The sequence below is a fragment of the Siphonobacter curvatus genome, assembly GCF_002943425.1.
Classification (GTDB): domain Bacteria; phylum Bacteroidota; class Bacteroidia; order Cytophagales; family Spirosomataceae; genus Siphonobacter; species Siphonobacter curvatus.
In genome coordinates this window covers 256,063-268,553 of record NZ_PTRA01000003.1, presented here as the reverse complement: position 1 = coordinate 268,553, position 12,491 = coordinate 256,063, and the positions used below count along the sequence as shown (strand labels likewise).

The 12,491-nt window shown below is 49.4% G+C and carries 10 protein-coding genes; 3 read left to right on the top strand and 7 right to left on the bottom strand.

Annotated elements, in window-relative coordinates; genetic code table 11:
• Window position 1 precedes the first annotated feature (1 nt).
• Together C5O19_RS18240 and C5O19_RS18235 are read right to left on the bottom strand one after the other, a co-directional pair.
• On the bottom strand, window positions 2-229 hold the full coding sequence (locus C5O19_RS18240) for a hypothetical protein (RefSeq protein WP_165796061.1): 228 nt from the start codon (window positions 227-229) through the stop codon (window positions 2-4).
• Between the two features lie 105 nt (window positions 230-334).
• Window positions 335-580 carry a hypothetical protein gene (locus tag C5O19_RS18235; RefSeq protein ID WP_133163390.1) on the bottom strand — a complete coding sequence of 82 codons (246 nt, stop codon included), beginning with the start codon at window positions 578-580 and terminating at the stop codon, window positions 335-337.
• A gap of 272 nt (window positions 581-852) precedes the next feature.
• Here C5O19_RS18235 and C5O19_RS18230 point away from each other — a divergent pair, with 272 nt between their 5' ends.
• Together C5O19_RS18230 and C5O19_RS18225 are read left to right on the top strand one after the other, a co-directional pair.
• Window positions 853-2,451: a sensor histidine kinase gene (locus C5O19_RS18230; RefSeq protein ID WP_104714814.1), complete on the top strand. Its 1,599-nt coding sequence runs from the start codon at window positions 853-855 to the stop codon at window positions 2,449-2,451.
• Entirely contained in the window at window positions 2,451-3,185 is a 735-nt protein-coding gene (locus C5O19_RS18225; protein WP_104714813.1) for a LytR/AlgR family response regulator transcription factor, read from the top strand. The genes C5O19_RS18230 and C5O19_RS18225 overlap by 1 nt, the downstream gene beginning before the upstream one ends.
• A 135-nt stretch (window positions 3,186-3,320) precedes the next feature.
• Here the strand turns inward: C5O19_RS18225 and C5O19_RS18220 are convergent, their stop codons facing one another.
• The 4 genes from C5O19_RS18220 to C5O19_RS18205 all read right to left on the bottom strand — a co-directional run bounded on the left by C5O19_RS18220 (window position 3,321) and on the right by C5O19_RS18205 (window position 10,276).
• Entirely contained in the window at window positions 3,321-5,072 is a 1,752-nt protein-coding gene (locus C5O19_RS18220; RefSeq protein WP_104714812.1) for a RagB/SusD family nutrient uptake outer membrane protein, read from the bottom strand.
• Window positions 5,073-5,084: 12 nt separating this feature from the next.
• Window positions 5,085-8,462 (bottom strand): SusC/RagA family TonB-linked outer membrane protein, encoded by a 3,378-nt coding sequence (locus C5O19_RS18215; RefSeq protein ID WP_165796060.1) that lies wholly within the window; start codon window positions 8,460-8,462, stop codon window positions 5,085-5,087.
• Window positions 8,463-8,638: 176 nt separating this feature from the next.
• Window positions 8,639-9,601: a FecR family protein gene (locus C5O19_RS18210; protein WP_104714810.1), complete on the bottom strand. Its 963-nt coding sequence runs from the start codon at window positions 9,599-9,601 to the stop codon at window positions 8,639-8,641.
• Between the two features lie 93 nt (window positions 9,602-9,694).
• The gene (locus tag C5O19_RS18205) at window positions 9,695-10,276 is read right to left on the bottom strand and encodes an RNA polymerase sigma-70 factor (protein ID WP_104714809.1); all 582 of its coding nucleotides are present in this window, start codon (window positions 10,274-10,276) and stop codon (window positions 9,695-9,697) included.
• A 290-nt stretch (window positions 10,277-10,566) separates the two neighbouring features.
• Between C5O19_RS18205 and C5O19_RS18200 the strand changes: the two genes are divergently transcribed.
• Complete coding sequence (locus tag C5O19_RS18200) at window positions 10,567-10,749, top strand: hypothetical protein (RefSeq protein ID WP_094814866.1); 183 nt, start codon at window positions 10,567-10,569, stop codon at window positions 10,747-10,749.
• 77 nt (window positions 10,750-10,826) lie between these two features.
• Here C5O19_RS18200 and C5O19_RS18195 read toward each other — a convergent pair whose 3' ends face one another.
• Entirely contained in the window at window positions 10,827-12,431 is a 1,605-nt protein-coding gene (locus C5O19_RS18195; protein ID WP_104714808.1) for a murein hydrolase activator EnvC family protein, read from the bottom strand.
• Window positions 12,432-12,491 lie beyond the last annotated feature (60 nt).

Genomic DNA, 12,491 nt, shown 5'->3' with positions numbered 1-12,491 from the left:
CTTACAATCCCCGGCTACTTCGCCGGGGATTGTTCTTTTGAACGTAGGCCCACGCGGCCGGGATGGCAATCGCCAGAGTTTTACTGATTCCGGCATACGAAGCCCAGGCCTCCGACCAGGAATGGCCTTTCAGCCAGGGATACACGACTTCCAGGCCTACGCCAATGCTCTGCATCAATAGCGCATAGCTTAAGAAGTAAACGAAATAGCGTTGGAGCGAACGGTCCATTTTCATACGCCTATCACTGAAACAAGAACAGGAACGAAAGCCTGCAGGGGCCGTTTTAAAGGTGTACGAGGAAAGGGACAGCGTTTTCATGCGTAGGTCCTGGGTTTAGAGGATCGTGGGTTTACGGAAGGCCTGTACCAGCGTTATTACCAGTACGAACAGCAAAAGGGCCGGGAAAACGACATTCAAAACGCTGGTTGCTCCCCAGTACCCGAGGTTGTACCAGATGGACTTATCCGTAAATTTTCCGAAGTCCAGGGTGGCTAGTTTTTGGCTACCCTGAACCAGTTTTACCAAGATTTGAAGGGTCAGTACAGCCGTGGCTAATTTCATGCGAAGTGCAGTGTTCATGATTTTTGGATGGTTTGTGTGTGATTGATGATCCAAAATTGGCCACTCTTGGGGGCTCAGAGAAATGAAGATGACTAAGCCCGCCTACGCCGTGACGAAGCGGGCTTGAGCCGAGTAAAAGGCTTCGTCCCGCTGAATCGGGGGTTCGTCCAGTGCAGTAGGGTTCGTACCAGGACTACGGGGATTCATCCATCTAGGCGGGGGATTGATCCTACACATCCGCCGACCACTGCTTTTCTGCGTACTTTTGATTTCCTCTGAAATCCTATCGTATGCCCCTGTTTATAAAAGCGTTGCCGAAGTGGTTAGGACTCATCGTGGCGTTTGGTCTGTACGGGCTGGTGTTTTATGGATTGATCACCGCCGACGGAGCTACGTACGTACGGACCTACGCTCTGGTGTTCATTAGCTCAGGTGTGCTGTTGTTTGCCAGTCAATATTACGTTTGTCTGCCCTACTGGCAGCAACGCAAACGGGCGGAGTTTCTGCTGGCTACGCTCCTGCTGCTCGGAATCTGGACCCTATTCCGTTCCTGGTTCCTGTTGGCGTATACACCGGTCGATCGGCTCCTTTCCACGAATTCCGATACCCAGCGGGGCTTCAGGGATGGGTTGATGGAAAGCAACCCGGCCTTTGCTCCCGTGCTACCTCAGATCGTCGGGATCCTGCTGAATCTAGGCTTGACCCTAGGGGAAGGACTAATTTTTACGGCATTGAGTCTTTGGTATCAACGGGGCAGGCAGCCCCTACCACTGTTTTCCAAACGGCTGAAACAGTGGATACAACCGTCAAAAACCAGCCGTCTGGCCATGGGTCACCTGCTGGGCTGGGTAGCCTATTTGCTCCTTTCCAATCTGTTTGATTTCTTTCGAAAAACGTTTTATCTGCCCATGGAACTGCTCCTGCTGGTTCCAACGGTAGCGGCCTTTTACCTCTGCCTACGCAGCAGTTTCCGTTTTTTATCCCAAAATCGGTTGATTGTGGCCGTAGTTAGTGCCTTAGGCATTGGGGTAATTTCGGCCATACTGAAAGGCATCCTCTTTGGTATCGCCGTGAAAGCAGGCTGGCCGCCGTACCTGGACGGCATTAACGTGTTGGCCAACCCAGCGGACTTTCGTACGATTTCCGTGGCCAAGCTTACCGGCTATGGTATGGCCCGTACCTTGTCGAGCGAAGCCTATCCCATTCTGATCAGCTTTATTTATGGCTATGCCCTACAGGCCGTACGGGATCAGCAGAAGCTCCGTCTCTTGAGTGAAGAACGGCAAAGGGAAATCCAACGCCAGCAACAACTCGAAAATGAAGTCACCGCGGCGAAACTTCAGACCCTCCGCTATCAGATTAACCCGCACTTTCTCTTCAACAGTCTCAACTTTTTGTACGCTCAGGCTCTGCCTTTGTCCGAAAATCTATCCCGGGCGACGTTGTTGCTTTCGGAAATCATGCGGTATGGCTTGCAGGAATCCGAAGCGAAAGTACCCCTGGAACAAGAAGTACGGCACCTGCAGAATTTTGTGGATTTCAATCAATTACGGTTCGCCAATCGCCTACAGGTACAGTTTACAGTGGAAGGCAGTCCCGCCTTTCGTCGCATCATGCCGCTGCTTTTGATCACTTTTGTAGAAAATGCGTTCAAATACGGCGAGTTACACGACCCAGGTTTTCCTTTACAGATTATCTTACGCATTGATTTCGAAACGCTTTCCTTCTTCGTTCATAACAAAAAACGGCAAGGGCCGAAGGAAGAATCGACGGGTATTGGGCTGGATAATATTCGCAGGCGACTCGAACTGGCTTACCCTTCCCGCTATACGCTGAACTTACACGATCAGCCTCAGGCGTACACCGCTGAACTTCAAATCCAACTCTAATGCATCCATTAAACTGCCTGCTGGTCGACGACGAGCCCGCTGCGCTCGACATTCTGACGCATTATGTCAATCAGACGCCTTTCCTGAAGCTGGCGGGGCGTTGCCTCGGGCCGATTGAAGCGCTGCAAAAAGTATACAGCGAACCTATTGACCTGATTTTTCTCGACATCCACATGCCGGAGCTTTCAGGGCTGGATTTCATCAAGGTACTCAACGGTCGGGCTAAAGTAATCCTGACTACGGCTTATAGTCAGTACGCGCTGGAGGGGTACGAATACAACGTAGTCGATTACCTGCTCAAACCCGTAGCGTTTGACCGGTTCCTCAAAGCCGCCCAGAAAGCACTCGACCAGCGTTCACCCCTGACGCCACCCACCCCTACCGTACCTACGCAACCCGCCGAGGAAGATTACATTTTCGTTAAAGCCGATAACCGTACCCAGCGGATTACGCTTTCCGACATTCAGTACGTGGAAGGACTGGGCAACTATGTGAGCATCTACACGGACCAGGGCCGCGTGGTCACCCTACTGACCATGAAAGAAGTGGAAGAACGCCTGCCCGAACGCCGCTTCATGCGGATTCACCGAAGCTATCTGATCGCTCTGGATCGCCTCCAGTATATTGAAGGCAACGAAGTATTTCTGGATAAAAAAACGGCGATTCCTTTGGGTGAAACGTACCGGGAAAAGTTTTTCAAAGCCTTGGAGTCTAAGACTTTAAACAAACGCTAAGGCAGGGCGTTGCTGACTAAACTGGCGGGGTAACTTCCTAAAACCAGGCAGACCACCCGCCCTGAAGGAGCGTAGGTGGTCTGCGAGCACTGGTTAATTTTCTTACGGAATGGAAGCGTAACGAAAGAACCTTCCTTACCAGCCGGGGTTTTGAACCATCGCCTGATTTTTATCCACTTCACTTTGGGGTATGGGCCACCAGTAGTGCTTATTTTCAAAAACTCTGGTTTCAAAAACGGTTCGTTTGAAGAAACTTTCGTCGGTTGCACTGGCGCCTAAATCAACGGACATACCCTCAAAACTTCCCTTTAGCTCCGAGGCCTGTTTCCAGCGACGTAAATCGAAATAGCGTAACTGTTCGCTGGCCAGTTCAATCGCCCGTTCATGCTGAATTTTCTTCCGAAACTCGGTTTGCGAAAGACCGGAGGCTAGCGCCGGAAGCCCCGCTCTTGAACGGATTTTATTCACGTACCCGATGGCATCAGCGGTTGGCCCTTCCAGTTCATTCGAAGCCTCGGCGTACATCAAATAAATATCAGCGAGTCGAATGTAGGGGAATAGTTTCGCCCGGTTCCGGTTGGCGATCGGATCACTGACAGGGTCTATGAATTTACGCAGCAGATAACCCGTCCGGGAATGATCATCCCGGCCCACTTCCTTGCCGTCTTTTCCTTTGTAAAAGAATTCCGCTTTGGTATTGTCCCACCAGGGTGCTCCGGAGTAATTGACCGTTACGTAGAAACGAGGCTCACGACCCACGTACATGTTCCAGGTTCCTTTGGGGGCGTAAGTCGTAGCCTGTTGGGAGAAACCCGTTTCCACGTAGCCCGAGCCCGGCTCCGTGATGGCTTTTCCATTCGCCATTTCATATGCATCGACTGACTTTTGGGTAACTGCTACGCCATTCCATCCGCCTTTGCTGCGTAACATACAGTGTCGATCCAGTACCAGTGAGTTACCTCCGTCCAGATTCCGTCCCCAGATCATTTCTTCATTGGCATACTGGCTGATAAACAATCCTTTGTAGGAATCCACGGGCTTGACGGCTCCTTTGTCATCCAGTACGGTATACAGATGATAAATACCAAGATCGATCACGGCCTTACTGGCTGCCTTGGCCAATTGCCACCGCTCTTTATTGTAAGCCGTAGGAAATAATGCTTTCCCGTCGCGATTCACCAGTCCAGCCAGGTCAGGATTTCCGTTGACTAGTGGACTGGCAGCCCAGAGCAGGATGCGGGCTTTCATGGCCAGAGCCGTTCCTTTGGTAGGTTTACCAGCCCAGATGTTCTCATGTTTCAGGGGCAAATCGGTGGCGGCCTCGTCGAGGTCTTTCAAAATTTGGGTCACACACTCGTCGAACGTATTACGAGGGATATTGAAGGTACTGGACTCAAAGGATACCTGATCTAGAATCAGCGGAACCGGCCCGTACAATTGAACCAGATTCATGTAGTAATAGGCTCTTAGGAACTTGGCTTCAGCCTTGTAGAGCGTCTTGTTCTGCGTAGAAATCGGAGCTTTATCGACATTATCCAGGAAAATGGCAATTTGCCGGAACGACTGATAGTAATTTTTCCAAAGGTTCGTCACCAGGCCCGTGGTTGGATTCCAGTTACCTAAATTCATATCGTAGCTGGGATAATTGCTGCGATTCCAGGTGATGTCTGTATCATCGGCCAAGCCATTATACGGAAGATCCGTCCAGAAGTTATAGCTGGGTAAATACGCGTAAATGCGATACAGGAAGTTCTCCGTGTATTGACGATTGGCGAACGTGACTTCCAGCGATAAAAGCTCATCGGGAGCTTTGTCCAGGTACTTTTCGCAGGAAGAGAATAGGCTAACGGCAACCAGCATCAGGAATCGTACTACTATCTTTTTCATACATTAATAATCTTAGAAGTTCACATTAAGACCCATGTTGATGACGCGTGACGGCGGATATTTCCCGGCACCGTCGCCGCTCTCCGGGTCATACAGTTTGATACGATCCCACAGCAGCAAGTTCAGGCCATTCACATATAGCCGGATATTGTCAGCCTTGATCCGTTGAGCCCAGAGTTTCGGAATTGTGTAGCCGAGCTGGGCGTTTTTCAGGCGTAAATAGTTACCATTGATTTGCCAGAAGGTACTGTTGCGATAGTTGTTGTCATTATTTCCGGGGTACAGTCTCGGGAAAGAAGCGTTCGGATTGGGATTTTCCGTTGTCCAGCGGTCTAAAGCTACCCGCAGGACATTCCCAAATTGGCCCTGAGCAAAAGGAATATAGCCCTCGTAGTTGCGAAACACGGATACATTACCTACGCCCTGGAATAGAAGGGATAAGTCAAACCCTTGATACGTGAAGGTCCCTCCAAAGCCGTAAACCATCTCAGGAATGTTAGAATACCCAATGGGCTTTTCATCATAGATATCTATGGTTCCATCGTTATTCGTATCCCGGTACTTGACATCACCCGGAACCACCGTCGAGTTGAAAACCTGTTTGGGACTGTTATTGATTTCTTCCTGACTACTAAAAATCCCGATAGCCTCCAGGCCAAAAGGCTGACCAATTCGCTGGCCCGTCCGACGCAGATAATCATAGCGGCGTGTAGGTTCGTCGTTATGAATAATACGATTGCGGGCAAACGTATACGTTCCCTTCAGATCCATTCGGACGGGTCCGATCGACGTGCGATACGTCAGGGTCGCATCAATGCCTTTATTGTTGACAATGCCGATATTCGCGTAGGGCAGCGACTGGATTCCTAACAGGTCGGGTACCGTTCCTCGTTGGGTAAGAATATTGGTGCGGTGCTCCCGAAAAAAGTCAAGCATCAGGGAGATTCGGTCTTTCATCGCACGCAGTTCCATGCCTATATTCGACTTGCGAGAAGTCTCCCAGGTGATATTGGCATTACCAATGGCATCTTCCATAATGCCTCCGATTCCATTATTGAACTCGGTTCCAAACAGGTATCCATCGGTTGTTTTTAGGGTAGTCAGGTACATAAACCGCTGGTCGTTGATCTGGTCATTGCCTACAATCCCATACGAGCCTTTCAGTTTCAGGAGTGAAATAAAGGGCACGTTATTCTTGAAGAACGGTTCATCCGAAACGACCCATCCGCCGGAGAAAGCCGGAAACAAGCCAAATCGCTTACCCCGTGGAAAGTTTTCTGAACCATTATAGCCAAAGTTAATTTCGGCAAAATACCGCTCTTTCCAGCCGTAGGTTGCTCTTCCGACCAGGCCCATCCGTCGATACGGCAACGAACCAATGGCTGAACCAGCCGTAGCCTGCCGGCCACCCTGATTGTAGAGAAGCATCCCGCCCACGTCATGCCTTCCAAAACTGCGATTGTAATTCAGGCTTGCTTCCAGGTAACTGCGGCTTTCACCCCAGGTATCAATACTGTAGCCTAAAAACTTATCTCCTTCGGCCGTCAGATTGTAGATTGGCTCGCCCGTAGTGGGGTCATTCTCGGCAGAAACCAGCCACGTTTCAAAGTTTTTCTTACGACCGATATTATTACTACTATAGCTATCAAAGGCAAAACGCCCCATCGCACTCAGGCCTTTCGTCAATCGGCCGAGATTATACTTCAGTCCAAAGGTTCCCTGCGTAGTTCCTCTGAACTCGGTTGCGTAGCCGGTTTGCGTCAGTCGGCCGTACGGATTTTGCTGGGCAGAAGCAACGGTACCAGGTATACGTCCATTCGGATACACCATCGGATACAGAATCGGGGTTGCTTTATTCATCAGGTTGAAAATCTCCTGCGTACCGGTTCCGGGAAAATTCCGGTTTTCCGTAATGCCCGTAATGCCAATGCTCAACTCCAGATCTTTACTAAGATTGATATCGACATTGGTTCTCAAATTGAAGCGACGGCGGCCCAGATTGGTTGAATAGGCGTTGCGGGGATCTTCAATAAAAAAACCTTTGTCATGGAAATAGGACGTAGAGACGAAGTACCGTACCGTTGTGTTTCCACCCGAAATATTAAGGTTCACGTGCTCCTGACCCGCCGACCGCTTCATGAGCTTCATCCAGTCTACGTTAGGGTACCTTAAGGGGTCGCTCTGGTCTTTAATTTTCTGCAATACTTCGTCGGTAAAAGGCAGGGGTAAGTCAGCATTCCGGTTCGCTTCATTATACAGCGTAGCGTAGGTGTATCCATCTACATATTCGGGCAAACGAGTCGGACTTAAAAACCCTTTTTCTACGGTAAACGATACCTTGGGCTTACCCCCCGTCCCCTTACGCGTGTTTACCAACACCACACCATTGGCCCCTCGTACCCCAAACACGGCTGTAGCCGAGGCATCTTTGAGAATGGTAAAGCTCTCGACTTCGTGCGGGTCAATGTTGTTGAAATCCCGTTCTACCCCATCGACGAGTACTAAAGGCGACTGGTTCGAGCCAAAGGTACCCAGGCCCCGGATCCAAATGTTGGCCCCATCGTAGCCGGGCTCCCCCGAACGCTGCACCGTAACCAGCCCTGCCATACGTCCGCCCAAGGCATTACTCAGCAGAGCCGTTGGGCTTTGCTTCAATTCACGCGTCGTGATGATGGACTCTGATCCGGTGAAGCTTACCTTCTTTTGTTCACCATACCCCACGACCACGACCTCCTGTAAGGCTTTTTCATCGGGTTTAAGCTGCACGTTCACCAGTGTTTGACTGCCCAGCGGAATTTCCTGTTTGAGATAGCCGATGGAGGTTATTACTAAAATGGCGGATGAACCCTCCGGTACCGACAACTGGTAGTTCCCATCGTTATTGGTATTGACGCCCACGGTCGTACCCTTCACCATGACATTGACGCCGGGTAAGGCCTCGCCCGTTTCAGAGGTAATCTGTCCACGAACGATCCGGTCCGGGATAGGTTGAAACGCTACGGATGGCAAAGGAGCCCCTCGTTCCTGGACCGACATAGCCAGCACTGAAGCGGGTGTAGTCACGGTTGAGGACAGAACCCGACTCAGTACAATGTTTCCATGGATGACTTCATACTTGATTTGCAAGGGGATAAGCAAGCGATCCAGAATGTTTTTTACCTTTTCACGTTTGCTGACCAGGTTCACTTTCTGATCCAGTGCAATGACATTTTGACTATAGACAAAATGCAACGAAGCCCGTTTTTCCAGCGATTGAATCGCTTGTTTCAGGGTAACATTGGACCAGTTTACGGAAATTATTTTTTCAATTTCAGGCTGAGCATGGGTTACTTCTGCTTTCCCGATGCTGACCAGAAGTAAGAAGAAAAGCTGCATGCGTGCGATCCGCATAATTTTTCCAACGAATGGTGAAATAAGGAGATTTTGCTTCATAGATTTAGGGTGAATTGAGTCAATAAGCTCCCTGTCACTCGGTTAGAGTGATGCGGGAGGTGAAGAAGGGTGCTGGTACCACCCTTCTTCTTTTTAGAAAATAGCGTATACTACCTGAAAAGAGGACTCTGCCACTATAGGGAACAACCCTGACCTTTAACGATGACTCGGTTCTGGTTAAGCTCGTATGAAATGTTGAGTGATTTGCTGATCATTTCCAGGATATCAGGTAAATTTTGATGGGTGAAATGAGCAGAAAGCTGGCATTGATAAATTTTTTCGTCTTCTACCTCGAATACAACGCCAAATCGCTGGGTTAAAGCCTTCGTAATCGTAGTCAAGGGCGTATCTACGAACACGAAATCGCCTTTCTCCCAAACGTTCGAAGGGTCTCGTTCTGACGTTTCATATACTTTGGTCTCTTCCCCCTTTTGATAGTAGGCTTTCTGTTTAGGTAAGAGAACAATATAGTTTTTCGACTGTTCCTCCTTCACCCGTACTTTCCCCGTAAGCACCGAAACCTCTACCCTACGCGAAGTCGGATTTGCATCAATCAGAAAGCTGGTTCCCAGCACCTGCGTTACCAGTCCTTTGCTATGAATGATAAAAGGACGACGCTCATCACGCTGGACCTGAAAGAAGGCAATCCCCGTTAAGGTTAAGGAGCGGGTATCATCGCCAAAATCTTTGTCTAAGTTGACACGTGCACCCGGATACAGACATAGTTGGGATTGGTCGGGCAACGTGAGTCGCTTCAATTCTCTCGTTGGATTCTCGTAAACCATCGGTTGCGAGTCCGTCATTTCTCGCTTCCAGACGTAGAAACCCAAGGACAGAACCAGGACAATTCCAGAAGCGATAGCGATGGCTCGTTTCCAGTCGAAGAGGGAACGCTCCTTATCGAGGCCGACTTGTGCGGTAATGTTACGGTATAGTTCCTTTTTTATTTCTTCCCGTTCGGGTGCACGCCAGGAGTCGGATACATCTTTATCAGACTCGAAGGACTCATACCATCGTTCCACCTGCTCCCGTTCCTCGGGAGAAGCTTTTCCAGCGGTATATTTTTCTAGTAACGCAACGGGTAAGAGTGGCTTCATACCTAGACAGCGAAAGTACAAGTTGATCTTCTATGTACTAAGTGTGTCAACGCCGGTTTTACCCCCAAGCCTATCCCTGAAAAATTTAAAATTTTATGAGAAAATAAATAAAACGAAGACACTGACGTATTCTCGCAGGGAGCTACGCAAGGCTCTGAGCGCCCTACCTAAGTGATTTTCAGCGGTTTTCTCGGAAATATTTAATTGCTGAGCAATCTCTGGAATCGTCAGGTGATGCTGTCTGCTCAGCTCATAGACTCTTTTACTTTGAGGAGGCAAGTACGCAACGTGTTGCTGCAGGACATTTTCTAATTCATTGAAGGCCAATTCTTCTTCCGTACAAGAGGTCTCCGTAGCCTTATTTTGCTGGTAATAGGCTAAGTACCGATGACGAACTTCTTCCCGCTGGAAATAATTGAGGACTAGATATTTCACCGCCGTTCTTAAATACGCTTCGAGGGAAGAAGTGATCAGTAATTCGGCTCGTCTTTCCCATAAATCGGCGAATAGCTCCTGAATGACTTCTTCCGTACTGTCTCTAAATTTTAAGCGTTTATAGGCTTGACTATATAGTTTCGACCAATAGCGATTGTAAATTTCTTCAAACGCTTGAGCGTTGCTCTGACGAAGTAACAACAGCAGATTTTCATCAGTATGAAGAAGCCGTCTTTTCATTACTAAGCTTGGTCTAGGATATAGCGGAATAAACTATTGCAAAAATCATAAAAAAGGTACAAATAATTCAAAAATTATTCAAAATAACCTGTAGCGGAATGGTGCCCTACGCAGAGATGATTCGCTTTTTAAGCCTACATGGACTTGACCAACGATCCTGAGTGTCGTCTTAACTACTAATGGATTTTCAGGTAAAACCTTTAAGTACGTTTTTCTGGCAAAGACGGGTAGCTTTTTCCCCAAAGGAATACTTTTTTAATGTATTGTAAGCAGTAGTAAAGCGAATCCTTATGAACTCAACAAATCTCTGGAGTAATTCGGCTACTCCTGACCCTCAGCCCAAAGATAATCAAGAAGGTAACGATGAAGAACCTTCCAGTACGAGTGTTCGTGAAGACGCAGATTTTCCAAATACGGAATCCAAAATACTGGAAAAACTAATAGAAGAACTGGAAGGAGGTTCTAAAAAGTAATTACTTCCACCTAGTGAAAAAGCCGCCCACGGTATCCACGGGCGGCTTTTTCTTTGTTTGTATACGCATAAACTGGATTACTTTCCTGCCAGCCAACCTTCCGGATTCATCTTACCGCGACCTTTCCAGATCTGGAAGTTGATTTCCGCTCCGCCGTTTCGATCCGACAACGCTGTTCCAATCACTTCCCGAGCTTTTACCCGATGCCCCTCAGATACCGAGGCACTAGCCAGCTTGGCGTAGATGGTAAAGTATTCGCCGTGCTGTACGGTAATTACGGTTCCCATACCCGGTACGGACATGACGTTGCGTACGATGCCTTCGTATACGGCCCGAACGGGCTCACCAACGTTGGTAGCAATATCCACTCCTAGGTTACGGGTCGTAATACCCGGCATGGGAGAATTCAGACCGAAGTGCTCGGAAATGTAGCCGGAACGAACCGGCCAGGGCAACCGCCCCCGCGAAGAGCCGAACGATGCTCCGGCTTCCGCTTCTGGAGCCGCTCCAATACTAGCCCGGGTGGGTTCAGCTGGCCGTATTTCGGGCGTTTTCGCGACTTCTTCCTCGGCTTCTTTAATAATTTCTTTCGCTTTTTCGGGCGTTTCCGCTTTGGCGGCTTTGGCGGCCGCATCCGCCCGGGCTTTGGCAATGGCTTCGGCTCGGGCTTTGGCGGCGGCTTCCTGCCGCTCAGCCTGCTCGCGGGCTATGCGTTCCCGCCGGAGTCGCTCTTCTCGCTCACGGGCAGCCCGCTGAATTTCCCGCTCAATCACATTCGCGATGGCATTATCGAGTCGGTTGACGGCCTTGGTACGCTCGCTCAGCTCTCCTTTCAGCGTGGTTTCCTGCTTGCTTAGTTCACTCGCTACAGCAGCTTGCCGTTCCTTGGTAACCTCCAGGGTCTTGGTTTCCGTTACTTGAGCCTGCAAGACGTCGGTTTTCCGAACCTGCTTGTACTTGATGGTTTGCTGCTTGGTAGCGAGTTCACCGCGTACCTGCTCAATGTGCCGGGCCTGCGTTTCGCGGGCTTCCGTGTACTGACGCAGGTATTGGTAGCGCATCACCAGAGAATTGAAGCTGTTGGCCGAAAAAAGAAAACTCAGCTTATTATAGGTGTTGGCCGTCTTGGAAGCCGCGTATACCATCGAGGCGTACTCCCGCTTCAGGTTTTTTAGATCGCGGGCTAGTTTACCGGACTGTACCGCTAGGCCACGCATTTCCTGATTCAACAGGTTCAAATCCTGGGAAAGCAGATCAATCTGTTTGGACTTGGTTTCGATCTTGCTATTAAGGGCCTTGAGTTCGGTCAGCGTAGCCGTTTTTTTGCTGGCGGTCTGGTTGAGTACCCGGTTGATTTCCGTAATACGCTCCTGATTTCGGCGTTTTTCGGCTTCGAGTTGCTGACGGCTTTGTCGTAAGGAGACTTCGGTATCCTCCGTTTCGGCTCGCGAGGTACGCCGGGACGAGGGTCTTTGCGTCGTTGTTTTTTTCGGAGCTGGCTGGGGTTTCGTCGGTTTTTTAGCCTTTGCGGGAGCCTGTTTCGCTTTTGCTTTTCCAGCAGCGGACTGCTGACGCGTGGGCGTTTTCTTTTTTCCCCGCTGAGCCAGTACGGGCTGAAAACCGACCAGAAAAAGTAAAAGGCCCAGCCCTATCAGCTTTGGCTGTATGATTCGCTTAACCAAAGAGAAGGTTGGGAAAATACGCAAAATGTGAAAAAGCAAAAGTTGAACCACTACTATGAA